The 22,082-nt window shown below is 59.4% G+C and carries 22 protein-coding genes, 6 tRNA genes and 1 pseudogene; 6 read left to right on the top strand and 23 right to left on the bottom strand.

What is annotated here, in order from left to right; all coding sequences use genetic code 11:
• Positions 1-7: 7 nt before the first annotated feature.
• Genes CKW07_RS04360 through CKW07_RS04370 form a run of 3 tightly spaced genes read right to left on the bottom strand, consistent with a single transcriptional unit; the run spans position 8 to position 2,280 of the window.
• Entirely contained in the window at positions 8-718 is a 711-nt protein-coding gene (locus tag CKW07_RS04360; RefSeq protein WP_095143762.1) for an ABC transporter permease, read from the bottom strand.
• On the bottom strand, positions 715-1,443 hold the full coding sequence (locus CKW07_RS04365) for an ABC transporter permease (protein ID WP_095143763.1): 729 nt from the start codon (positions 1,441-1,443) through the stop codon (positions 715-717). Before CKW07_RS04365 ends, CKW07_RS04360 begins: the two co-directional genes overlap by 4 nt.
• Before the next feature lie 54 nt (positions 1,444-1,497).
• A complete protein-coding gene (locus CKW07_RS04370) occupies positions 1,498-2,280 on the bottom strand; it encodes a transporter substrate-binding domain-containing protein (protein WP_095143764.1) in 783 nt (260 codons plus the stop codon).
• A 934-nt stretch (positions 2,281-3,214) separates the two neighbouring features.
• Between CKW07_RS04370 and CKW07_RS04375 the strand changes: the two genes are divergently transcribed.
• From CKW07_RS04375 to CKW07_RS25150, 4 genes are all read left to right on the top strand, one after another.
• Positions 3,215-4,438: a type II and III secretion system protein family protein gene (locus CKW07_RS04375; RefSeq protein WP_095143765.1), complete on the top strand. Its 1,224-nt coding sequence runs from the start codon at positions 3,215-3,217 to the stop codon at positions 4,436-4,438.
• Positions 4,439-4,560: 122 nt separating this feature from the next.
• Entirely contained in the window at positions 4,561-5,268 is a 708-nt protein-coding gene (locus CKW07_RS04380; RefSeq protein ID WP_095143766.1) for a tetratricopeptide repeat protein, read from the top strand.
• Positions 5,269-5,286: 18 nt separating this feature from the next.
• On the top strand, positions 5,287-5,553 hold the full coding sequence (locus CKW07_RS04385; protein WP_095143767.1) for a DUF3613 domain-containing protein: 267 nt from the start codon (positions 5,287-5,289) through the stop codon (positions 5,551-5,553).
• 87 nt (positions 5,554-5,640) lie between these two features.
• Positions 5,641-5,862, top strand: coding sequence for a hypothetical protein (locus CKW07_RS25150; RefSeq protein WP_141234420.1), 222 nt, complete (start codon positions 5,641-5,643; stop codon positions 5,860-5,862).
• Positions 5,863-6,273: 411 nt separating this feature from the next.
• Here CKW07_RS25150 and CKW07_RS04390 read toward each other — a convergent pair whose 3' ends face one another.
• From CKW07_RS04390 to CKW07_RS04445, 12 genes are all read right to left on the bottom strand, one after another.
• A complete protein-coding gene (locus CKW07_RS04390) occupies positions 6,274-7,236 on the bottom strand; it encodes a type II secretion system F family protein (protein WP_095143768.1) in 963 nt (320 codons plus the stop codon).
• A 29-nt stretch (positions 7,237-7,265) separates the two neighbouring features.
• Positions 7,266-8,252, bottom strand: coding sequence for a type II secretion system F family protein (locus CKW07_RS04395; RefSeq protein ID WP_095143769.1), 987 nt, complete (start codon positions 8,250-8,252; stop codon positions 7,266-7,268).
• A complete protein-coding gene (locus CKW07_RS04400; RefSeq protein ID WP_095143770.1) occupies positions 8,249-9,691 on the bottom strand; it encodes a CpaF family protein in 1,443 nt (480 codons plus the stop codon). The genes CKW07_RS04395 and CKW07_RS04400 overlap by 4 nt, the downstream gene beginning before the upstream one ends.
• 3 nt (positions 9,692-9,694) lie before the next feature.
• Complete coding sequence (locus tag CKW07_RS04405; RefSeq protein ID WP_095143771.1) at positions 9,695-10,915, bottom strand: AAA family ATPase; 1,221 nt, start codon at positions 10,913-10,915, stop codon at positions 9,695-9,697.
• Positions 10,909-11,412: a TadE/TadG family type IV pilus assembly protein gene (locus tag CKW07_RS04410; RefSeq protein WP_095143772.1), complete on the bottom strand. Its 504-nt coding sequence runs from the start codon at positions 11,410-11,412 to the stop codon at positions 10,909-10,911. The genes CKW07_RS04405 and CKW07_RS04410 overlap by 7 nt, the downstream gene beginning before the upstream one ends.
• Positions 11,412-11,891, bottom strand: coding sequence for a TadE/TadG family type IV pilus assembly protein (locus tag CKW07_RS04415; RefSeq protein WP_095143773.1), 480 nt, complete (start codon positions 11,889-11,891; stop codon positions 11,412-11,414). The genes CKW07_RS04410 and CKW07_RS04415 overlap by 1 nt, the downstream gene beginning before the upstream one ends.
• A gap of 8 nt (positions 11,892-11,899) precedes the next feature.
• A complete protein-coding gene (locus CKW07_RS04420; protein WP_095143774.1) occupies positions 11,900-13,246 on the bottom strand; it encodes a TadE/TadG family type IV pilus assembly protein in 1,347 nt (448 codons plus the stop codon).
• 74 nt (positions 13,247-13,320) lie between these two features.
• The gene (gene cpaB / locus CKW07_RS04425) at positions 13,321-14,127 is read right to left on the bottom strand and encodes a Flp pilus assembly protein CpaB (RefSeq protein WP_095143775.1); all 807 of its coding nucleotides are present in this window, start codon (positions 14,125-14,127) and stop codon (positions 13,321-13,323) included.
• A 15-nt stretch (positions 14,128-14,142) separates the two neighbouring features.
• Positions 14,143-15,462: an AAA family ATPase gene (locus CKW07_RS04430; protein ID WP_095143776.1), complete on the bottom strand. Its 1,320-nt coding sequence runs from the start codon at positions 15,460-15,462 to the stop codon at positions 14,143-14,145.
• Positions 15,463-15,464: 2 nt separating this feature from the next.
• Complete coding sequence (locus tag CKW07_RS04435) at positions 15,465-15,995, bottom strand: prepilin peptidase (RefSeq protein ID WP_095143777.1); 531 nt, start codon at positions 15,993-15,995, stop codon at positions 15,465-15,467.
• Between the two features lie 295 nt (positions 15,996-16,290).
• Positions 16,291-16,485, bottom strand: coding sequence for a Flp family type IVb pilin (locus tag CKW07_RS04440; RefSeq protein ID WP_095143778.1), 195 nt, complete (start codon positions 16,483-16,485; stop codon positions 16,291-16,293).
• Between the two features lie 123 nt (positions 16,486-16,608).
• Complete coding sequence (locus tag CKW07_RS04445) at positions 16,609-16,803, bottom strand: Flp family type IVb pilin (RefSeq protein ID WP_095143779.1); 195 nt, start codon at positions 16,801-16,803, stop codon at positions 16,609-16,611.
• Positions 16,804-17,225: 422 nt separating this feature from the next.
• On the opposite strand from CKW07_RS04445, the gene CKW07_RS04450 reads away from it, so the two are divergent.
• Positions 17,226-18,089, top strand: a complete 864-nt coding sequence (locus CKW07_RS04450) for a helix-turn-helix transcriptional regulator (RefSeq protein WP_095143780.1) — start codon at positions 17,226-17,228, stop codon at positions 18,087-18,089.
• A 77-nt stretch (positions 18,090-18,166) separates the two neighbouring features.
• Here CKW07_RS04450 and CKW07_RS04455 read toward each other — a convergent pair.
• The 6 genes from CKW07_RS04455 to CKW07_RS04480 all read right to left on the bottom strand — a co-directional run bounded on the left by CKW07_RS04455 (position 18,167) and on the right by CKW07_RS04480 (position 18,802).
• Positions 18,167-18,242: transfer RNA gene (locus tag CKW07_RS04455), tRNA-Gly, on the bottom strand.
• A 2-nt stretch (positions 18,243-18,244) separates the two neighbouring features.
• Positions 18,245-18,320: transfer RNA gene (locus tag CKW07_RS04460), tRNA-Glu, on the bottom strand.
• 70 nt (positions 18,321-18,390) lie between these two features.
• Positions 18,391-18,466: transfer RNA gene (locus CKW07_RS04465), tRNA-Gly, on the bottom strand.
• 2 nt (positions 18,467-18,468) lie between these two features.
• Positions 18,469-18,544, bottom strand: a tRNA-Glu gene (locus tag CKW07_RS04470).
• Positions 18,545-18,648: 104 nt separating this feature from the next.
• Positions 18,649-18,724, bottom strand: a tRNA-Gly gene (locus CKW07_RS04475).
• Between the two features lie 2 nt (positions 18,725-18,726).
• Positions 18,727-18,802: transfer RNA gene (locus CKW07_RS04480), tRNA-Glu, on the bottom strand.
• A 370-nt stretch (positions 18,803-19,172) separates the two neighbouring features.
• Between CKW07_RS04480 and CKW07_RS04485 the strand changes: the two genes are divergently transcribed.
• Complete coding sequence (locus CKW07_RS04485) at positions 19,173-19,931, top strand: hypothetical protein (RefSeq protein ID WP_176465269.1); 759 nt, start codon at positions 19,173-19,175, stop codon at positions 19,929-19,931.
• A gap of 90 nt (positions 19,932-20,021) precedes the next feature.
• Here CKW07_RS04485 and CKW07_RS25895 read toward each other — a convergent pair whose 3' ends face one another.
• Both CKW07_RS25895 and CKW07_RS25900 read right to left on the bottom strand, forming a co-directional pair.
• Positions 20,022-20,903: a methyl-accepting chemotaxis protein gene (locus CKW07_RS25895; protein WP_371850640.1), complete on the bottom strand. Its 882-nt coding sequence runs from the start codon at positions 20,901-20,903 to the stop codon at positions 20,022-20,024.
• Between the two features lie 24 nt (positions 20,904-20,927).
• Positions 20,928-21,989, bottom strand: a pseudogene (locus CKW07_RS25900) (HAMP domain-containing protein); the annotation flags it as partial.
• Positions 21,990-22,082: the final 93 nt, after the last annotated feature.

Raw genomic sequence — 22,082 nt, forward strand, 5'->3', positions numbered from 1 at the left:
GGAAGTCTTAGTGAGCCGGGCCGAGAAAGGCCAGCCAGCGGCGTTCAGCCAGTCGGAACAGGCCGACGAGCGCAAAGGTGACCGCCAGGTAAATCAACGCGGCGATGCCGAACGACTGGAAGGTCAGGAAGGTCGCGGAGTTGGCGTCGCGGGCGACTTTCAGAATGTCCGGGATGGTCGCGGTAAAGGCCACGGTGGTCGAGTGCAACATCAGGATCACTTCGTTGCTGTAGTACGGCAGCGAACGACGCAGGGCAGATGGCATGATCACGTAGGCATACAGCTTCCAGCCGGTCAGGCCATAGGCCTTGGCGGCTTCGACTTCGCCGTGGGCCATGCTGCGGATCGCCCCGGCGAAAATCTCCGTGGTGTAGGCACAGGTGTTCAAGGCAAACGCCAGGATGGTGCAGTTCATCGCATCGCGAAAGAACGCATCCAGCAGCGGCTGCTCACGGATCGCGGCCAGGCTGTAGATCCCGGTGTAGCAGATCAGCAGCTGGATATAGAGCGGCGTACCCCGGAACAGGTAGGTGTAGAACTGCACCGGCAGACGCACGTAGAACCTGGAGGAAACCCGGGCGATAGACAGCGGGATCGACACCAGGAAACCGATCAGGATCGAGGCGCTGAGCAGCCACAGGGTCATGGCCAGGCCGGTGATGTGGTAACCGTCGCTATAGAAGAACGGCTTCCAGTATTCCTGCATGAGTTCAATCATCGTACAGCCTCCCGGGAGCCTGCCGCGTAGTGCCGTTCAAGCCAGCGCAGGACAACGTTCGACGCGCTGGTGATCACCAGGTAGATCAGCGCCGCCAACACCAGAAAAAAGAACAGCTGATAGGTGCTTTTACCGGCGTCCTGGGCCGCCTTGACCAGATCGGCCAGGCCGATGATCGACACCAGCGCGGTGGCCTTGAGGATCACCATCCAGTTGTTGCCGATACCCGGCAGGGCAAAGCGCATCATTTGCGGGAACACCACGAAGCGAAAACGCTGGGCGCGGCTTAAACCATAGGCGGTGGCCGCCTCCATCTGCCCACGGGGTACGGCGAGGATCGCGCCACGAAAGGTCTCGGTGAAATAGGCGCCATAGATGAAGCCCAGGGTGATGATCCCAGCACCAAAGGGATTGATCTCGATGTACTCCCAGTCCATGACCACCGTGAAGCTGGTGAGCCAGGTTTGCAGGCTGTAGAAAATCAGCAGCATCAGCACCAGGTCCGGCACGCCGCGAATCAGCGTGGTGTAGAGCTGGGCCGGAATCCGCAACAACTTGACGCTGGAGAGCTTGGCGCTGGCACCGATCAGGCCGAGCACAACGCTCAGCAACAGCGACAGTATCGATAACTTGACGGTCATCCAGGTGCCTTCCAGCAACAGAGGGCCAAAACCCTGCAAGCTGAATGCGGAAAGCCCGAGTGTCTGTAGCACAGCTTCGAACATAATTGAGGACCTATAGCGATAAAAAAACGCCCGTCCGGGGACGGGCGCGAGGCGTTATTTGCCGCTGTAGAGATTCAGATCACCGAAGTGTTTCTTCTGGATCGAGGCGTAGGTACCGTCATCGTGCAGCGCCTTGATGCCTTTATCGATAAGGGCCTTGAGCTCGGTATTGCCCTTGGCGATACCCACTGCGGTCTTGGCCGGCAACAGTTCGCTGTCGACCGGCGGGCTGACCTCGAAACCCACGCCTTGAGGCGACTTCAAGAAACCCAGTTCGGCTTGCAGCATGTCCTGGATCGAGGCGTCGAGGCGACCGGAAATCAGGTCCGCGTAGACCTGGTCCTGGTTGGCGTAGGCCTGGGTCTTCACCCCGGCCTTGTCCAGTATTTTCTTGGCGTAGGCCTCTTGAATAGTGCCCTGCTCGTAACCGACAGTCTTGCCCTTCAGGGAATCCGGGTCGGTGCTGAGGCTGGCGCCTTTCTTGAACACCAGCGCGGTCGGGCCGGAGAACAGCTCACTGGAGAAGTCGATAACCTTCTCGCGGGCGGGTGTCACGGTCATCGAGGAGATCACACCGTCGAACTTGTTGGCCTTCAGACCCGGAATCGTGCCGTCGAAATCGCTCTCGACCCATTTGCACTTGACCTTCAGCTCGGCGCAGATTGCATTGCCCAGATCGATATCGAAGCCTACCAGGCTGCCATCGGCAGCTTTGGATTCAAACGGCGCGTAGGACGGATCGACACCAAAACGCAGTTCCTTGTATTCCTTGGCCGTTGCCAGGCCTGCAGCCATGCACAACGTCAGCGCAGAGAGGGTCAGCAATGTTTTTTTCATTATTATTCAACTCCTGAAAACCACTAGGGCGCTTGTGCGCGCGGGTACTACTCCCGGAATGCACGCAACGCCTCCGACCCCGAACCCATCTCAAGCACATGCTTTAAGCAGTCCTGTACGTCGATGCCTGCCGGCAACTCCTACGCACAGACACTTACTTGTACGTACAAGCATATGCAATCAATCAGCCAACTCATCAACCATTGGCTGACTCACTCCGCACAAAACAAGATCAGAGGCTCTGGAATAAGGGTCTCAAGCGTCGAAAAGCGGTTTTCGAGAAGCACGGCAGCGCGTTCGCGACTGTTACCTCCATCGTGTTTCGCACCGAGTCAGTGCATTCGGTAACAACCAGAGGCACTGCACGGCGTGTAGAAATACCCCGCAATGGGCTAGCTCCGCGGCTGAAAAAGACTTACGACGCGCCAACCGATTCCGCTCGATGTACGAAATTTTTGAGCAGTGGAATAAAAAAGCGTGCCCGAAAATCCCTGAACTAAGCTGTCCACTTTGCGTAGGAGACCCAGAAACCGTGGCAACACCTCTCCCCAAGTCCCTGCTTTCAGAAGTGTTCCTGATTATTTAACGAAAGCTTTTCTTTGCAATATGGCGGTTTGCCTTGTTTGAACTACTTTCAAACAAGGAGAACGTCTTGCTGGTGCAAGTTGCATACGTTTTGTTCAGTGATCAATTAGCGGATTGGCATAAGGAACTACCACACTATGATCCTGGCCCGTTTGTTCCTGGCTTGCCCCCTGACTGCCGTCGGCTTGACCGGGCGTGCGAACCAGGCCTCCCGGCTCCCGTCTCCAGAAATATTTCTCACTCTCACCCCGTTTACCGAAGTCACTTCACCGGTCGGCCCGACCCGTGTCCGGGGCTCGGCTATGCACAGCACCCAGGAAAATCTACGTATTCAGCGAGGATGCACTTAATGAACTATCGTACCCTGCCCGCTTTCAAGCGAGTTTTCCATGGCCTGCTGTGGGTGGGCCTTAGTGTGGATGCCGCCCAGGCTGCGCCGAGCAATTGTGCGCAACTGGCCAACTTACCCGCCGTGTATGAAGTCGGCCAAGGGCTGCAGAGTGAGCTGCGCATGCCCGTCCCGGTGACGCAATTGGCGGTGGGCGACCCGAAAGTCGCCGACGTGCAAACCAGCAGCAGTAGCGCATTTATCCTCACGGGTATCGCCCCGGGGGCCACCAGCCTGATGGTCTGGACCGCCTGCTCCTCCACACCACGCCAAAGCATGATATTCGTCAAGGGCAAGGCGACCGCCGCACTGACCAGTGTGGCGACGGGACCTACCGACGACTCAATGTTGCCCAGCCAGGTGCAGACCGACATCCGCTTCGTTGAAGTCAGCCGTACCAAACTCAAGGAAGCCTCGGCCTCGATTTTCGGAGAACGCGGCAACTTCCTGTTCGGCTCGCCAAGAACCGTGCCCACCATCAACGGCATCGTCCAGCCCAGGCTGCCATTCAACAACGATTCGTTCAACCTCTCCTATCTCGGTGGCAAAACCCTGGTGATGATCAACGCCCTGGAAGGCAGCGGTTTCGCCTACACCCTGGCGCGGCCCAGTCTGGTCGCCTTGAGCGGACAGAGCGCAAGCTTTCTCGCCGGCGGTGAAGTGCCGATCCCGGTGCCCAGTTCGGGCAGCGACAACGTGTCCATCGAGTACAAGGAGTTCGGTATCCGCCTGACCCTGACCCCCACCATCATCGGGCGTGATCGCATCTCCCTGAAAGTGGCACCGGAAGTCAGTGAACTGGACTTCAGCAACGCCGTGCAGATCGCCGGGACCGCCGTGCCGGCGCTCACCATACGACGCACCGACACCAGCATCTCGCTGGCCGATGGCGAAAGCTTCGTCATCAGCGGCTTGATCAGCAGTCGCAACTCCTCTCAAGTGAACAAGTTTCCAGGACTGGGCGACATTCCGGTGCTCGGCGCGTTCTTCCGTGACAACGCCATCAACCGCGAAGAACGCGAGTTGCTGATGATCGTTACGCCACACCTGGTCCAGCCGCTGGCCGCCAACGCGAAGCTGCCTTCGTTGCCAGGCGAGCAACTGCGCAACTACGATCCGAATTTCTACCGTATGTTCTTCCTGGAAAACGGCGACTTCGACAAACGCACCGGGTTATCGCAATGAGCCGGTGCCTGAATCGGTCTTTTCTCACCCTTCCCCGTCATGACAGTGACCTTGAGCGCCTGGCCGGCGAGCCGTATTACCGCTGGCCGAGCACTCAAGGGGGCATCGCCAGAGGACACTCGATGAAAGCAGTCATTGCACTAACGGCGAGCTTGATGCTCGCAGGGTGCGCCTCAAACGGCTTCTCTTCGAAACCCGCCAGTTGCGCCAAGCCCACCTCGGACCAGGAGTTGTCGCTGAATCTGGCCGAAGAGATGGCCAACGATGGCCGCCTGTATGCCAGCCTGGCGAACCTGGACGGGTTGCCGGATGACCTGGTCCAGGTTCGCCTGCGCAAGGCGCGGGTACTGCGCATGCTCGGCCGTAGCGAGGCCGGGCCGCTGTATCAGAGCCTGATCGGCACCTGCCTGACTGCTGAAGGAGAACATGGCCTGGGGCAACTGGCGGCTGCCCGCGGTGATTACGCAGTCGCCACAGCGCACCTTGAGCGCGCGGCGAAAATGGCCCCCACCGACGAGAAAATCCGCAATGACCTGGGGGTCGTCTACCTCAATCAACGGCGGATCGAGGAAGCACGCTTCGAGTTCATGACCGCCCTGGAACTCAAGCAGGAAGATTCACCGGCAGCCCTGAACATGGTCACGCTGCTGATCTATCAGGATAAATGGAAGCAGGCCGCAGAACTCGCGACTCGCGCCAGCCTGACCTCCAGCCAGGTCTCGGAGGCTCACGCTCGCGCGGAAAAGCTCAAGGCCTCGGGTAAATCGACGGAACCCGCGCCCAATCGCGTAGCAGAGGCGGTCGGCGCCTCTACGGCGGCGATCAAGTAGACCCTACGAGGAACTGACATGAAGACCAAACGGTTGGCTCTGATGTGCATCACCTGCCTGTCCACGAGCGCCTGGGCGATTGATCCAGGTCCCTCATCCGTCCCGCAGCAAGGCACGGAACAATGGTTGCAACTGCAGATTCGTGGTGTATTGGCGTCCCCTAAACTGCAAGCCGCCTCGGCCACCGAACGTGACCTGGCCATGCAGCGCTGGCTCGATAGCTACACGTACAAGATTCCGGAGTTCTATGACCAGGATATGGCGGGAGACATTACCAGTGACTGAGTCACGCCAGAGGCACATCAGCCTCTGACGTCAGTCAATACAAGCGTATTCCAATGTTGTCCGGCCAACAGGCCGGGGCAACTTTTTGTGCTGGCTGAGCTTTACACCTTCAAGCTTCTTTCTCAGGAAAGTGCAATGGGAAGGGGTGCAACGCCCGGCCAACGAGATGACTCGCTGACGTTTGAATTGTTGGTCGTTGATCAGGTCGAAAAAGGCGCGAAGCTCATAACGATAGCGGGTGAAATCCGAACACACCAAACCTCTATCGGCACTCGCAAGCCGCTCTCACTGATGCACGAGCAGCGCTAAAGACAAGAGTGCTCAGACCTGGATCCTTTGTTCGAGGTCTTGCGTGAGCACCGTGGCGAGTTCGCAGGAAGCGGGCCTGCCACCCGTGCTTGCGCCAGCCATCATCGCTTTCGCTGTCACCCCAACCAGCTGAAGACAAGCCTGCGGCAAGTGATCGCGACAGGCCCGGAGAATGCTGCGAGAGGCAATCACCCTTTACAACCTGGAGCGACCGCGCACGCCCTCAGCATACAAAACGCCCGATGCGGTGCATCGGGCGTCAAGGTGCAATGGCCGTAAGCTTGTTTCAGGACTGAAAGGGTAATGTGGGCCAGGTGCAGGGCCACAACGGCGACGGAATTGAATGCTCCCCTCGCCTGCTCCACCCCATGTTCCGATAGCACCCCCCTCAAACAGCCACCAACGCCTGCCTCACATTTTCCCGAACGCCCTGAACACTCCGATCATGGCCGGCCCGATGGCGACCAGAAAGAAGCTTGGCCACAAGCAGAAGATCAGTGGGAAGATCAGCTTGGTACCGATTTTCGCGCCCATCTCTTCGGCCGCCTGTGTACGACGGTCACGGAACTCGTCGGCATAGATGCGCAGAGTGTCAGCCACACTGGTACCAAAGCGAATACTCTGTGCCAACAGACTGACCAGGCCCTGGACATCCTCGAGCCCGGTACGCTCGGCCAGTTGTTTCAGCGCCTCGGTACTGGTCACCCCGGCACGGATTTGCGCGTTGACCAACGCCAGTTCCTCCGCCAGCTCAATCTGACTGACCGCCATCTCCTCGGCCACCCGTTCAATGGTTGTAGGCAGGGCCAGGCCCGATTCCACACACACCACCATCAGGTCCAGGGCATCCGGAAACGCAGCCCGCAAACGGGCTTGTCGCATCTGTTTGCGCTTGTTGACATAAAATGCCGGCACCAGCCATCCAATACCCGCCACCAAGAGCACCAGCAGCATACCCAGGGCCAGGGAGAGCCCGCTGATCAGCGGTAACACCAGCAGCGCAACACCGATCAGCACCAACGGCAGCAGCAAGCGCGCCGCCCAGTACATCTGCACCGCCGAAGTCGAGCGGTAGCCGGCATGTATCAACAGCATCTGGGTCGCGGAGGCCTTGGTCGATTCGGCCGAGCCAAAGCGTTGCCCCACCCGCTCCAGCAACAGTTGCAGGTTGCCCGGTGCCTCCTGCCCGGACACCACACCACCACGCTTGATCAGCGCCAGACGACGCTGCACCGGGTCTTGCAGACCGAGCAACAACAACGCCACGGTGACCACCGCCAGAATCGTACTGGCACCGATGGCACCAACGAACAACAGGCGCGCCAACTCCTCGTTACCCGTCACCCGACTGAACAACCCGAGCAAATAATCCATGATCTGTACCTCCCGGTAGCGACCGGCGCCTAAACCTGAATCCGGATGATTTTGCGTATCCAGAAAATCCCGATCAACATGGCGCAGAACGCGCCCATGATCAGCTTGTGGCCTATGGGGTCATTGAACAGCACCGGCATGTAGCTGGGACTTGTGAGCACAATCGCGATCGCCAGCACGAAGGGAATGGCCACCAGCACCCAGGCCGACATGCGCCCTTCGGCCGACAAGGTCTTGACCTTGCGCTGGAAGCGGAATCGCCCGCGGATCAGCCGGCTCAAACGCTCCAGCACTTCCGTCAGATTGCCGCCGGTTTCGCGATGGATGAGTATCGAGGTCACCAACATCATCACCGTCATGCTCGGCATACGCTCCAGCAGGCCGAGCATGGCCCGGCGCACATCATTGCCATAGTTGATGTCGGAAAAGGTCAGGCCGAACTCATGCGCCACCGGCCCCTTGTGTTCATCACCCACCAGCCGCAAGGTTTCATTGAACGGGTGCCCGGCGCGCAAGGCCCGGCACATGGCGTCCAGGGCATCGGGCAGGCCCTCCTCGAACGCCGCGAAACGCTTGCCACGGTCACGGGAAATCTTCAGCAGGGGCAGCCAGAACACCCCGAAGCAGACTGCCAATGCCATCCACCAGACCGAAGAGATCATCCACACCAGAATACCTGCGCCCCCCCCCAGCAACAGCCCGAACAGCAGCACCCGATAGGCCCGGTACTCGTGCCCGGACTGCTCGATCATCTGGGTGATGGACTCCATGAAGGGCAACTGCTCGAGCCAGGCCTCCATGGGCGACAAGCGTGTGAGGTACTTTTGCCGCAGCACCGTCTGCATGTTCGGCAGCTGGTTGACCTTCTCCAGTTCATGCAAACGGCCACGGATGCGCTTGCGCATCTTGCCGGCCTCGCCGAACACCGGCACCACCACCCCCTGGGACAGGAGGAACACGGCAATAAACACCATGCCGAGAAAGACCAGAATGAATTCACCGGGAATCTGGTTCATGACTGCCGTTCCTCCATCCATTCAGGCCTGAACATCGTCAGTGGCAGTTCGATACCGCGCTTGGCCAAGACATCGCGAAATGACGGGATCATGCCGCTGGGCCGGTACTCGCCAAGCACTTCGCCGTTTTCGCCCATGCCCTGACGGGCAAAGGAGAATATTTCGGTCATGGTAATGATCTCGCCTTCCATGCCGTTGATCTCTTGCACACTGACCAGCCGCCGCTTGCCGTCCTCCTGGCGCTCCAACTGGATCACCACATCAATGGCCGACGCAATCTGCTGACGCATGGCCTTGATCGGGAACGTGGCCCCCGTCATCGACACCATGTTCTCGATACGCCCCAATGCATCGCGCGCGGTATTGGCGTGGATCGTGGTCAACGAGCCATCGTGACCGGTGTTCATCGCCGTCAGCATGTCCAGCGCCTCGGCTCCCCGCACCTCGCCGATGACAATGCGGTCCGGGCGCATCCGCAGACTGTTGCGCACCAGTTCCCGTTGGCTCACCTCGCCCCGCCCTTCGATGTTCGAGGGACGGGTTTCCAGGCGTACCACGTGGGGCTGTTGCAGTTGCAGTTCGGCCGAGTCCTCGATCGTGACAATGCGCTCGTTCAGTGGAATGAAACTGGAGAGCACGTTGAGCATCGTGGTCTTGCCGCTGCCGGTCCCTCCGGAGATCAGCACGTTCAAGCGCCCACGGACAATCGCCTTGAGCAGCAAGGCAATGGCCGGGGTCAAAGTCCCGACCTGGATCAGGCTGTCCGTATTGAGCAGGTCCACGGCAAAGCGGCGAATCGACATGCTCGGACCGTCGATGGCCAGCGGCGGGATGATCGCGTTGACCCGCGAACCGTCCTTGAGCCGGGCGTCCACCAACGGCGAGGACTCATCGATACGCCGGCCCAGGCTGGAAACGATCCGGTCGATGATATTCAGCAAATGCTGATCGTCGCGAAAACGCACGTCAGTGCGCTGCAGCTTGCCGAAGCGTTCGACATAGACCGAGGCATGGCCATTGACCAGGATGTCCGACACACTGTGATCGGCCAGCAACGGCTCCAGCGGGCCAAGTCCCAGCACCTCGTCGGTGATCTGCTTGATGATCAACTGGCGGCTGGCGGAGCTTACCGGCGCGGAATGTTCATCGAGCAGGCGCTGGCAAATCTCGCGGATCTGGCGTGCGGCATCGGCCTGTTCAAGAGTATCCAGTAACGACAGGTCCATGACCTTGAGCAGTTGCTGATAGATCTTTTCCCGCCACTCGGCCTCCACCGTGGTGACCTGGCTTCGGGTCTCATAAACAATGTCCGGAGCTGCACGCTCCCACGCCATCAGTTCTGCAGCCGGGTCTTCCAGGTTTTCGTCCTGTTGCCCATGCAGCGAGGTGACCGGTTTGCCGGACTGTTTGCGCAAGCGATTACGAATGTCGTTGAGCATGATTCATCCCCTGAAAAGACGGTGGAAGGCGCGATTGAGCAAGCCCCGCTTGTTGCTTATCTGGACACCGACCAACTCGTCTGTCATCTGATTCAGCGCAACAGTGATCGGTGACCGTGGTGCACACAAACCCAATGGCACGCCAGTGTTCTGGCTCTGGCTGACCGCGTTGAAATCGTTAGGCAGTTTCAACAGATTCGCGCAGCGCAGCGCCTCGCCAATGTCCTTGACGCTGACGGCGGCGGACTTGTCAAAGCGATTGACCACCACCTGCAGGTTTTCGCCTCGTACCCCCAGGTCATCGCGCAGTATCCGCACCAGGGAACTGGCATCGCGCAAGTGGCTGACACTCTGCTGTGCCACCACAAACACACGATCCGCCTGCTCCAGTACTGAGCTGGTGAGGTGATCAATTTGCCGTGGCAGGTCGACCACCACCCAGTCATAACTGGTGCGCGCCAACTGCAACAGCGCATCGAGCTGGTCGGTATGGGCATCCTGCGGCAGGCATAGCTCGCCCGCCCGGCCACCCAGCACATGCAGGGTCGGGCTGAAGTGACTGCAGAACCCGCGAAGCGCCACCGCATCCAGGCCCTTGATCTGCTGCAACACCTCCAGGTGACTGTGCGACTGCTGCACATCCAGATAATGGGTCACGCTGCCAAATTGCAGGTCCAGGTCCAGCAGCAAGGTAGTGCCACCCCTGGTGCTGAGTTGCTGGGCCAGGTTGCAGGCCAGCAAGGTTGTGCCGGACCCGCCTTTGGCGCCCATTATCGCGACCAGTTTGCCCTCGCCCTCGTTGCCATCCCGAATCTCCATCACCAAGCGGTTCAGGGCCGCGACCAGTTCAGTCTCGACCAGCGGCTCCGGCAACACATCACGGGCGCCGGCCTGCATCGCCAAGCGCATTCCATCCTGCTCACTCAATGAGCCACACACCAGCATCGGCGGACGCTCATGGGCCGGGCGCTGTAGCAGCGCCGACAATTCCTCACGCCACAAATGGCTGACACGCACCAGCAACAGGTCGGGTAGGCGCTCCAGGCCATAGAGCGGGTCGACGTGGCCGTTGCTCACCAGCCGCGAGCTCACCTCAAGGCCGGGCAGACGCTGGCAGACGCTTTGCAGGTCACGCAACGACACGGCATCACGACTGCTGATCAGCAGGCGCAGCCCGGATTTGCCGGTCGCAGTGGAGAGCGGGATGTCCTTGGTACTCAGCATGGTGTGATCTCCCCTGAATCGGAGTGACGCCCGAGACTTTCGCGTGGCAAGGTCGCCCGGACCACGGGCAAGGTAATGGGCACGCCAAACCCGGGAATGAACAGATTGAACACGTAATTCTGCAAGCTCACCTGGACATAGCGAATGGCGCGAAAACCATTGACGCCGGTGGTATCGGAGGGATTGGCCACTTGAGCACCGTTCGCGTCCAGGTAGCTCAGGGTCAGGTTGGTGGTGTTCAGATTGCCGATCAGCTGGCTCGTGCCACTGTCGCTCGCCGCATTGAAGATCGCCCGCCGCAAGATGATCTCCTGCTGCTCAGGGGTAACAGCACACACCGCCGCCAGGCGCGTACCACGGCGCACGGCTTCATCGAGCGCATTGACCGTGAAGTACAGGCGACCCATTTCCACCACCGCGAACAGCAGCGTGAAGACCAGCAGGCCAACGAAAGCGAACTCAACGACATAGGTACCGCGCATCTGTTTGCGGTTCATCACAGTGCCCTCATGACGGTCGTGGCGACCAGCGGGATGCTCAGCGAAAACGCGTTGCCAAAGAAACCAGGCATCGACCCGACACAATTGCCAGCACCAATCACCGGACAAAAGTTGTAGGTGATGGTGACCCGCACATGGTCGGTACCCACGGCTGCGACAACCACATTGGCTGTCGTCAGCCCTGACAAGACCGCGGTCCCGGTCTGAACGGGCACGCCATACACCGCGACATTTTTCGTCTGGGTCGTCAGCGTACCGCCCAGCACCACGGCTCCGGCGGTCGAATTCCAGGCCTGGCCGGCAACAAAGCGGTCGGCATCACGGCTGGCCTGCAGCAGTACGTTGTACTGGTAGAGCATGCGACCGAACTCGCCGAGGGCCAGCAACAACAGCAGCAACAAAGGCAGGACCAGGGTGAACTCCACCAAGGCCAGGCCTTGCTGGTTCTGCGGTCGCTTGAAAGCGTGAAGTGCCATGACGCCTCCTAGGAATCAGTGCTCGGAGTACCGCTGCCGTTGAGGTAGGTTTTATACAGCTGGATGATCTGCGGACCGGAATCGGTCGACGGGTTAGGGCCAGCAACGTTGTCACCTTCACACTCTTGTACGAACTGTCCGAAGATCTCCGAGTCCTTCCCGCCGGCATCGAGTGGCTGCACCACGAAATAGCAGCCAAAGCCCAGGACGGGAATCGAGCTGGATCCCCCGTCTTTCCCGGTGCAGTTGCCAATCACGATTTTCAGCATTCGGCGCTCGAAGACCCCGCCGCTCTGACAGCCGCTGCCGCTGCCTGCCACACAGGCAGCAGTACTTGCGCGCCAGTCGTTGTAGTCCAGTATCCCGTTGCCGCCGGCGGAGAGGCTGCCATTGCTTGAGGTGACCGGTTGCCCCTGGTACTCCACCCTCGGCGGAGTGACGGCGTCGTTGTACTTCATTCCGGGTGTGCTGGAGCTGGTCACCAGGTCCGGTGGATAGTCCGAAGCGCTGACCGGTCCGTTGTAGATGCCAAAGCGGGTATTCATGCCCTGGGAGGTAGGGCCGACCTTGTTGCCCGGTGCCGTCTGGACATTGTCCCCGACATCGCGGCATATCGAGCCGCCTCCGGCCAGGTCCTCCCTGACCGTGCTGCCACCGGAACCGAAATCGAGCAGTTGGAAGTTGCCTGGGCCAATGGGTGAGCTATTGCCCGCAGCCGTCTTCAACACTTCCAGATCACCAAAGCGGTAACCCCAGAACATCCCCGCACTCGGGTCGTATTGCGTCGAGTCGCCGCACACCATCAATGGAGCGAGATCACAGGGGCTGGTAGGACTGGGGCCGGCGGTAGCAATCGCCGCTACGGCTTTATCTCCCACCCCCCCAGCACCCAATGCCTGGACAGCGCCCCAGAAAAAGCCTGTCAGCTGATAGTTCGGTACCGATACCCGAACATACTTGGCATCCGTCGGCCCTGGATAGGTAAACGGCCCATAGACACTGGCGGCCAATTCCACCACCGCAAAGGCGCCAGGATCACCGTCGACCGCCGCCTCCAACTCGTCGTTACCCACCGCAATGGCATTTTGCGTCAGCGTATTGAGCGCGGCGGTACGGGTCGTACTGGCGACATTGGTCCCGCCCGTCACTTGACTCAGGGTTTTGGCACCACTCAATGCAGCCGCATCCACGGCGTTCTGCAGGCGGGTCTTGTTCAGCAGCATGTGACCACCATCCAGCGCCAGGGCGGCCATCATGGTAATTGCCACCAGCGAAATCGCCATCAAGACGCTCACCGCGCCTTTCTGGCGCCTTGCCGTCGCCGTAAGCGACCGCTGAGTCTGGAGATTCATCATCAAGCCCTCGTTTACCGGTAGTGATCCGCCTCGGTGCGCCCTTAGTCAGATGCCCGGGCGCGCCCTGCGCTGTATCAACGTACGATGACGACCTTGGATTCAATTCCGCGGATAATGGTGACGTCTACTGGATGACTACGGCGCGTCACGGCTTTTGGCGCCGCCGCAACAGGAGGAGTGACCTGGGCCACGGCCGGCAACGGCGGAGTTGTAGCGGCGACTTTTTTATCGAGGTTCAGCGGGTTGCGCAGTGCCAGTTGCAACTTCCCTCCGGTCTGCGCCGTGACCAGAGTCTCGGCCTCGGTAGCCGACATCTCGAGCGTGACCGCACGCACCACGACCGGCTGGGTCTTGTCAGTCCCCGCGGTCTGATCCACCGCCAGCACCCGCAGGTTTTCGAGGATGGTCTTGGCAGGTGTGGTGCCGCCCGCATCCGCGTTTTTGGTCGCCAGCACATCGACCCGGTTACCCGGCAACAGGAACCCGCCCACCCCCACCACATCGTCCACCCGTACCGACACGGCACGCTTGTCAGGGGCAATCAACGACGCCAGGGTGCTGCCGCCCAAGTGCTCACTGACCCGTGCACCGCGCACGATGTCGCCGCGCAGGATGTCGAACGTGGCAATCTTGCCCAGCACCTTGTCGGTGGAGTCGAAGGCATCATCCGGTACCGTATCTATCGGCATGCGTACGGTCGAAATGTGCTGGGCTTCGACCAACTGCCCAAAAGGTATCTCCACCGTGGCGACCACCACACTTCGCAGATGATCGTCCGGGCTGGCATTGAGGCGCTTGCTCAGCCAGCTGTCGGCCATCCATGCGGCACCGAGGCCCAAGACCAGGGAAACGCCAATCAGGCTAAGAGTACGAGAGCTCATGTCTGTATCTCCTTATCAAAGAAAGTCGAGCTGGACGAAGTAGTTGTGCCAGGCCCACTCCAACTCTTGCGGGGACAGTGCTCCGGAACCGCCCATGTAGCGCTGGCGATCGAGCGCCATGTTCAGGAGGTCGCGGGGATGGCAAGGCACCAGGGGCATGCCTTCGCTTGCATACAGCCGCTGCAGCACATAGCGCAGCAGCAATGGATCATGACGAATGCCTAGGCGCTCGCTTTCCTGCTGCCAGATCCGTTCGTATTCCTCAGGCTTCAGGTAACCGAACTGCAGCTTGTAGCCAATGCGCCGCAGGAACGCCTCGTCGGCCAGCTCCAGGGGATTGAGGTTGGTGGAAAACACCAGGATCAGGTCAAAGGGCAGCTCGCAATGGCGCCCGCCGCCGAGGTTGATGAAATCGCGTTTTTCCTCCATCGGTACGATCCAGCGATTGAGCAGTTCGGCCGGCGCCATGCGCTGGCGTCCCATGTCGTCGATGATGAACAGGCCGTTACTGGCCTTGAGTTGCAAGGCGGCCTGATACTGGCGAGTGAAGGGGTCATAGCGCACATCCAACTGCTCCATGCTCAACTCACCGCCGGTGATGACGATCGGGCGCTTGCAGCACAGCAGTCGGCGATCGATGCCTTCGTTGAGCATCAGGTTGCCCTGCTGGCCCTTGTCATCCAGGCGTTGATGCACCTGGGGGTCGTAGATCTCGATCACCGCCTCATTGATCGCAATGGCGTGAGGCACCCAGATCGCCTCGGCGAACAAGCGGATCAAGCGACTGCTGACATAAGTCTTGCCGGTACCCGCGGGACCATAAATCATGATCGCCCGCCCGGAATTCATGGCCACACCCAACTGATCGAGCATGCGCTCCGTGAGCACCACCCCCGCGAGGGCGGCGCGCATATCGTCGGCATTGATGCGTCCGTGGTGAATGGTCTGCAATTTCAGCAGCGAGCGGTAGGAACTGACCGGGAAAGGAGCAGCACCGATGTAACCGCTACGGGACAAGGCATCGCGAGCGGAGCTGCGACCACGGTCGGTCAAGCCATAACGCAGCGATTGTCCACCCGTCTGGCCCAACACTTCGACACGGCCGTCCTTGCGCAGAAAACCCAGGATCTCCTCCATGACCGCGCCGGTCAGCGCCAGGCGCTCCACCAACCGGGACATGTCCAGCACACCGGCGTCATACAAGTGCTTGCACACCAGCTCACCGAGAAAACTCTCTGCCAGGCCCGTGTCGCGGATCGTGCAAGGCTGAGGCGCCAGGCGCTGTACCGCATCCCGTTCGCTGGGGTAGGCATCACTATCGACGATGACGTGCATGACTAAACTCCCAGTCCGCTGGCAAAGAGTTGCCAGTGAACGCTGTTCAAGGTTCCGAGCAAAATGGCGACGGAATAAGGAAAAGGTCTGCCCGCCACTTCATTCGAGGCCGGCGCCATATAGGCCTGTGCTTTGAGCATCAACCAGTAGCGGCCCAGGGTCTGTAACAACTGACCGCGAACCAGCACAATCAGGAAACCACAGACTCCGCCGGCTATCAGGCTGAACAGGGCAGCCCACAAGGCGTAGTGGACCGGTAAAAAGCTGCCGACCATGGCCATCAACTTGACGTCGCCGGCGGCCATGCCGCCCAGGGCGTACATGGGTAGAAACAGTGCAAAACAGATCAGCATACTCAACAGGCTGTAGCCCAATCCGCTTACACCGCCTGAATAGGTCTGACCGGCCAACCCCAGGGCAAGCCCCACCAGAATCAGCAGGTTGGGAATACGGTGGCGACGCAGGTCGCTCACCACCGCGATGCCCAGCAGCCCGATCAGCAACACAGTAGAAACCAGCAGTTCTGTGGACATCTCGTCTCTCCCGACCGGGAAGTTTCGTTAGCACGCTAAGTTGCTATTCATGACCTGCATACTGCCCGCCGCCGCGTACTCCACAGATCAGGCCATCCGCACCTTTGGTGAACTTCAGCAATAAAGCGCTAACGGTTTGCGGCATCATTTTGCATTCCTCGGACTCGTGGCTATACCAAGTCCGTAGGAAGAGAAAGTGCGAAGTCCATTGGGTTATCCGGCGGTGCTATTAGCGAAACGTTGCACCGGTTACTCCATGGACTTCGTCTTGCAGCCCCAACGTGCGAGATAGTTATTAGCACGCAACGTTGCCATTAGCGGCTTGACACAGCTCCGTGATCTGGGTTTCAACCGCTTCGCCTAAAAGAACGAACGCCGCGGCAACCAATACCGTAATCAACCCACCCGCCACCGCGTATTCCACAATGGTCAGGCCGTCCTCGTCCTTGGCAAACTTCAGAGCTGACATTTTCATTGTTTGCAGAGTCATGTTGTATTCCTCGGATTCGTAACTACATCGCTCAGAAAATCCATGGGCAGAGGTCGCGCGAAGTCCAGTGAGTTATTCAGTTGTGGACTTCGCAGCGCCTTCCCCCAACATGCGTGGTTGTTATTAGCACGCAACGTTACCGTTAACAGCCTGGCACAGCGCCGTGATCTGTGTTTCCACCGCTTCGCCCAAAAGAACGAACGCAGCGGCAACCAATACCGTAATCAACCCACCCGCCACCGCGTATTCCACAATGGTCAGACCATCTTCGTCTTTGGCGAATTTCAGTACCGAAGCCTTGATTGTTTGCAGAGTCATTTTGCCCACCTCATTTTCTCGAATGTTGTTCTTTCGGGGGACAGCACGTTTTGCACTGCCTGTTGCTACCCTAGTCAGGTCCCAGCCAAGCCGTTAGGAGTCTTTTGCACTTCGTTAGGACTTTTTTGCAGGCACTGCCAAATGCCGTGCACGCCGCTTACGAACGGACAGGGAGAATGGAAAAGGAGGAAAAGAATGGTTCGCGAATGTCACTGCCACTGATTCGCAAGCGACCAGCGGCGGATGCCGGGCGCAGCCAAAGTACGTAGCATCCGCCACCCGGCACTGGCGTTACGCCAACACACCGACACATAGCACCCATAGAACTAAATACTGATTCTCTTATCAGGATTTAGTCTGCGAAGTGATAACACATTGTCAATACTACTGAGCGTAGGGAGACGAACCTCAGAGCGAGAAATATGACGTCCAACGCGAGCAAGCGACCATCTCTGTTATGGTTCGATCTGACCCATGATCGGTCCACCCATGAACTCATCAACCAGTTCGTGGGGACTTGCGACTGCCGGCCGGCCAAAGACTCGATGTTTTCCATCGGGGAACAGGCCGACATGATCTGCATGCACTTCGATCGCCCCGATACGGCTGGCCTGCGGTTGTTGCTGGAAATCAAGCACACCCAGCCCAAGATTCCGATCACCATGTTCACCGTGCAGCACTCCGAAGAGCTGGCCGTATGGGCCATGCGCTCCAGTGTCTGGGAATACATGGTGCTGCCCCTCACCAGTACCGAGAAGAACCGTTACCTGAAGGCCCTGCTGCAGCTCTGTGAGTTGCGTCGCAACGGCCAGGGCAAGACGTCGCAGATTGACCATGCTCCGACGTTGCCTGGCAGCATCCGGCTGACGTCAGAACACCAGAAACACCAGGCACTGAACAACATACTGCTGTACATCGACCAGCATTTTACCGAGAACATAGACCAGAGGGACTTGGCAAAGCGCTTCGGCATGACCGCATTCCGCTTCAGCCGCCTGTTCAAGGAGGCCAACGGGCTTGGCTTCATGGATTATGTCTTGAACAAGCGCATGAACTACGCCAAGGATTTGCTCGACAACAGCCAGATGCCCATCACCACCATCGGCTATGAAGCCGGGTTCAAGGACCCGTCCTACTTCGCGCGCGCCTTCAAGCAGTTCGCCAACTGCACACCCAGCGAATACCGCCAGGCACACCAGCTTAAGGTGCCGTGTGCAATAGAACCGACGCTCGATGCTGAAACCGCTCAAATACTCGACCAACTGATACACAGCCTTGGCAGCTGAACCGCCGCCAGCCTTCTGGCCACACAAAAAACGCGCACACAAAAACGCCGCTCAATGAGCGGCGTTTTTGTTGAATATGGAGCGGGAAACGAGACTCGAACTCGCGACCCCGACCTTGGCAAGGTCGTGCTCTACCAACTGAGCTATTCCCGCAATGGCGTCCCCTAGGGGACTCGAACCCCTGTTACCGCCGTGAAAGGGCGGTGTCCTAGGCCACTAGACGAAGGGGACAACGCTAACCGGAACATGGTTCCGGTGTCCAACAAAAACGCCGCTCAGGCAGCGGCGTTTTCGTTAAATATGGAGCGGGAAACGAGACTCGAACTCGCGACCCCGACCTTGGCAAGGTCGTGCTCTACCAACTGAGCTATTCCCGCAATGGCGTCCCCTAGGGGACTCGAACCCCTGTTACCGCCGTGAAAGGGCGGTGTCCTAGGCCACTAGACGAAGGGGACACGCTACCCGGAACACATGGTGTGTGTTCCAGTGTCCAGATCCGCATCCGAAGATTTGGCCCTGGTTTCACTCAGCACCGCCCGAAAGCACTGCTGTTTAAAATTGGAGCGGGAAACGAGACTCGAACTCGCGACCCCGACCTTGGCAAGGTCGTGCTCTACCAACTGAGCTATTCCCGCAATGGCGTCCCCTAGGGGACTCGAACCCCTGTTACCGCCGTGAAAGGGCGGTGTCCTAGGCCACTAGACGAAGGGGACACAGCTACAACTTCACTCCCTACCGCGTTGCGTTGTTCGCTTTCCGCTGTAAGTGGCGCGCATTCTATGGATGGATTGAGGGGTCGTCAACCCCCCGATATAAATTTATTTAAATCAATGACTTCGCGGCCCTTTCAGGGGCGATTCGGGCTTTTCGTCCGACCGGGCTTTGACGCCTATATTCTGTCACCCGCCAAGGCGCTATAGTCCTTTCCATAACGATACTGGCGATATGCATCCATCCTTGCGTTGCCTTTGCACGTAGCGCGATCGGCCGTTCCAGCCCGTCGCGGTGCCCTATCCGCCCCCAGGCTTAGCCACTACACTCGTACGCAAACCCAATAAAGAGGTCTTCACGGTGACACCACTCATGATCACCCTGCTAGTAATAGTCGGGATCGCACTATTGATCGCCATTGGCTACATGAACCATGTGGTGGAAAACAATAAACTGGAAAAGGCCCGCACCAAGGTCGAACTCAACGACCGCCTGCGCCGTTGTGGCGAAATTACCGAGACCTTCCCCGGGCAACTGATGACCCCGGCGCTCAAACTGCTGTTGACCCGGCTGGAGCTCAATGTCTGCCAGCGCATGCTGAACCTGGATAAATCCAGCACCAGCCTGAAAGCCCGTATCGATGAATTGACGGCCTTGGTCGCACAAGGCGAATCCATCCCGGTCAATAACCCGCCAGCGCCGATCCAGACCGAAGCCAAGGCCAAGGACGTACGCTTTCTGCTCGAGGCCCTGCATGGCCAGGTGACGCGGGCGGCCCACGATGGCTTCCTGCCGACCAACGAAGCCAAAGGCTGGATCCGCGAAATTCGCCATATTCTGGTGCTGCTGCACATCGAGTTCTTCAATAACCTCGGCCAGCACGCCTTGCAACAGGAACAACCCGGCCAGGCCCGCCTTGCGTTCGAGCGCGGCGTACAGTACTTGCGCAAACAACCGGATCCTCAGGTTTACAGCGAACAGCTGCAGTACCTGGAGAAGCTCCTGGCCCGCGCCAACTCCATGGTGCTGACCAACATCGCACCGGTTGAAGGCGAGGTGAACGAATTGACCGAAGGCCTCAAGGAAGTCGAGGCCGATGCGGACTGGAAGAAGAAGGCCATTTACGACTGATTGCGCCGCACCGCGAACAACCCCCTGCATTACCTGCGCCTGAAGGGATTCACCGACAGGCGCATGGGATCTTGAGCCTCTCCCCCCGCGCTATAACCTGAAATGCCCCACCATCCCCTTCAGCTCACCCCCCAACTGCGCCAGTTCGATGCTTGACGCGGCATTGCCTTGCATGGCCACCGAGGACTGATCGGCACTGGCCCGAATGCTGGTCACGCTGCGGTTGATCTCTTCAGCCACCGAACTCTGTTGCTCGGCGGCCGCCGCAATCTGCTGGTTCATCTGCTGGATCAGCGATACCGCCGCGGCGATGCTGCCCAGCGCGCTTTCGGTCTGCAACGCATCACTGACCGCGAGCTTGACCAGCTCGCCGCTACTCTGGATCTGCAGCACCGACGCCTGCGCGGCCGCGCGCAAGGCACTCACCAGTTGCTCGATTTCCTCGGTCGATTGCTGGGTGCGCTTGGCCAATGCCCGAACTTCATCCGCCACCACGGCAAAGCCCCTGCCCTGCTCCCCCGCCCGCGCCGCTTCGATCGCTGCGTTGAGCGCCAGCAGGTTGGTTTGCTCGGCGACGCTCTTGATGACACCGAGCACGGTGCCAATGTTCTGGATTTGTGCACTGAGGCTCTCGATGCTGGCGCTGGCCGAACCCGCCGAGTCGGCCAGCTGTTCGATCCGCTGCATGCTCTGGCGGACCACCTGCTGACCGGTTTCGACCTTGCCATCGGCCGTTTGCGCCGCCAGTGCCGCCTCCTCGGCGTTACGCGCCACGTCGTGTACGGTGGCCGTCATCTGGTTCATCGCGGTGGCGACTTGATCGGTCTCTTCCTTCTGGCTGCTGACTTCAAGATTGGTCTGCTCGGTCACGGCTGACAACGACTGCGCGGAGCTCGCCAGTTGCTCGATGCCCGCCTGCAACCCGCTGACGATCTGGCTCAACCCGGCCCCCATGGTCTGCATCGCCTGCATCAACTGGCCGATTTCATCACGACGCGTCACCTGCACCGTGGCGCTCAGGTCGCCCGCGGCGATTTGCTCGGCCACGCGAATCACGCTGCGCAGAGGCGCAACGATCAGTCGGGTAATGAACCACGCGGCAATCACCCCAACCAACAATGCCAATGCCGAAGACGCAATGATCAGCAGCGCGTTGTTCTTGAGCTCCACCTGCATCGCCTGGTCCTGCCCGCGATAGGCTTGATCGACCCGCTGCACGACTTCATCCGCGCGCTGATGCAACCGCTGATACACCTGCCTCTCCTGGGCCAGCAAGCCGGTGTACTCGGTGAGCTTCTCGCTGAAACTGGCGATATGTCCGGCCACTTCACTGAGCACCGTCTGATAACCCCCATCCTTGACCGCGCCCTTCAGCGTTTGCGCCTGGGCCAGCGCCTGGTCGGCCTGCTCGATCCTGCCCTGCCCGGCACCGTCCTCGCTGGCCTTGCGACTCTGGTCGAGGCGTAGCCGCGCTTCGTTCATCGCCTGCAGCATCAGCTTCGACACCTGGCTGACCTGATTGGCCTGCTCGATAAACCCGGCGCCGTCCTTACCCGCGGTCTCCTTGAGTGTATAGGCGCCATCATCGGCAAGCCCTGCCTGCAACACATCAAGGTTATTGGCCACGCTGGAGACCGACCAACTGGCCATTTCCAGCGCCAGGTCCTTGGCCGAGGCCAGCTCGACAAATTCGTCGAAAGCCTTGCGGTAGGCACCCAGGGATTGCTCGACCTCATTCATCAGCGCCGTATTGGCCGCTGACTGAGCCTTGAGCTGGCCTGCAAGAACGATCAGCGCATCGACACCTTCATGCAAGGCATCGACAGTTTTCGAGTCGCCGTGCAAGGCGTACTCCTGCTCCAGCAGACGGACCTGGAGCAAGCCGCTGTTGAGCGACGACATCTGCTTGAGGCCATCGAAGCGTTGACTGATGGTGTGCAAGGACCAGACACCGATGGCAGCCACCAGCGTCGTCAACAGCAAAACCTGCATAAACCCCAGACCCAGTTTCTTTGCCATACCCAGGTTGGCAAAACGTCCTTGCACGCCCGAAATCATTGCTCGCAACCCCCGTCAGTGGCCAATGGCGACGCGGCCATTGTCTGTTGACGCAGAGTCGCAACGGGCCCCCCCCAAGCACAAGTCTCTGGC

Source organism: Pseudomonas sp. Irchel s3b6, assembly GCF_900187415.1.
Taxonomy (GTDB): Bacteria; Pseudomonadota; Gammaproteobacteria; order Pseudomonadales; family Pseudomonadaceae; genus Aquipseudomonas.

Bases quoted from the DNA above. Each gene is read 5' to 3' on its own strand.
- CKW07_RS04400 (WP_095143770.1), bottom strand. From the start codon at position 9,691: ATGCTCAACGACATTCGTAATCGCTTGCGCAAACAGTCCGGCAAACCG.
- CKW07_RS04395 (WP_095143769.1), bottom strand. From the start codon at position 8,252: ATGAACCAGATTCCCGGTGAATTCATTCTGGTCTTTCTCGGCATGGTG.
- CKW07_RS04440 (WP_095143778.1), bottom strand. From the start codon at position 16,485: ATGACTCTGCAAACAATGAAAATGTCAGCTCTGAAGTTTGCCAAGGAC.
- CKW07_RS25895 (WP_371850640.1), bottom strand. From the start codon at position 20,903: ATGCAGGCGATGCAGACCATGGGGGCCGGGTTGAGCCAGATCGTCAGC.
- CKW07_RS04380 (WP_095143766.1), top strand. From the start codon at position 4,561: ATGAAAGCAGTCATTGCACTAACGGCGAGCTTGATGCTCGCAGGGTGC.
- CKW07_RS04385 (WP_095143767.1), top strand. From the start codon at position 5,287: ATGAAGACCAAACGGTTGGCTCTGATGTGCATCACCTGCCTGTCCACG.
- CKW07_RS04485 (WP_176465269.1), top strand. From the start codon at position 19,173: ATGATCACCCTGCTAGTAATAGTCGGGATCGCACTATTGATCGCCATT.
- CKW07_RS04415 (WP_095143773.1), bottom strand. From the start codon at position 11,891: ATGGCACTTCACGCTTTCAAGCGACCGCAGAACCAGCAAGGCCTGGCC.
- CKW07_RS04410 (WP_095143772.1), bottom strand. From the start codon at position 11,412: ATGAACCGCAAACAGATGCGCGGTACCTATGTCGTTGAGTTCGCTTTC.
- CKW07_RS04420 (WP_095143774.1), bottom strand. From the start codon at position 13,246: ATGATGAATCTCCAGACTCAGCGGTCGCTTACGGCGACGGCAAGGCGC.
- CKW07_RS04390 (WP_095143768.1), bottom strand. From the start codon at position 7,236: ATGGATTATTTGCTCGGGTTGTTCAGTCGGGTGACGGGTAACGAGGAG.
- CKW07_RS04435 (WP_095143777.1), bottom strand. From the start codon at position 15,995: ATGTCCACAGAACTGCTGGTTTCTACTGTGTTGCTGATCGGGCTGCTG.
- CKW07_RS04360 (WP_095143762.1), bottom strand. From the start codon at position 718: ATGATTGAACTCATGCAGGAATACTGGAAGCCGTTCTTCTATAGCGAC.
- CKW07_RS04365 (WP_095143763.1), bottom strand. From the start codon at position 1,443: ATGTTCGAAGCTGTGCTACAGACACTCGGGCTTTCCGCATTCAGCTTG.
- CKW07_RS04405 (WP_095143771.1), bottom strand. From the start codon at position 10,915: ATGCTGAGTACCAAGGACATCCCGCTCTCCACTGCGACCGGCAAATCC.
- CKW07_RS04450 (WP_095143780.1), top strand. From the start codon at position 17,226: ATGACGTCCAACGCGAGCAAGCGACCATCTCTGTTATGGTTCGATCTG.
- CKW07_RS04375 (WP_095143765.1), top strand. From the start codon at position 3,215: ATGAACTATCGTACCCTGCCCGCTTTCAAGCGAGTTTTCCATGGCCTG.
- CKW07_RS04370 (WP_095143764.1), bottom strand. From the start codon at position 2,280: ATGAAAAAAACATTGCTGACCCTCTCTGCGCTGACGTTGTGCATGGCT.
- cpaB (WP_095143775.1), bottom strand. From the start codon at position 14,127: ATGAGCTCTCGTACTCTTAGCCTGATTGGCGTTTCCCTGGTCTTGGGC.
- CKW07_RS04445 (WP_095143779.1), bottom strand. From the start codon at position 16,803: ATGACTCTGCAAACAATCAAGGCTTCGGTACTGAAATTCGCCAAAGAC.
- CKW07_RS04430 (WP_095143776.1), bottom strand. From the start codon at position 15,462: ATGCACGTCATCGTCGATAGTGATGCCTACCCCAGCGAACGGGATGCG.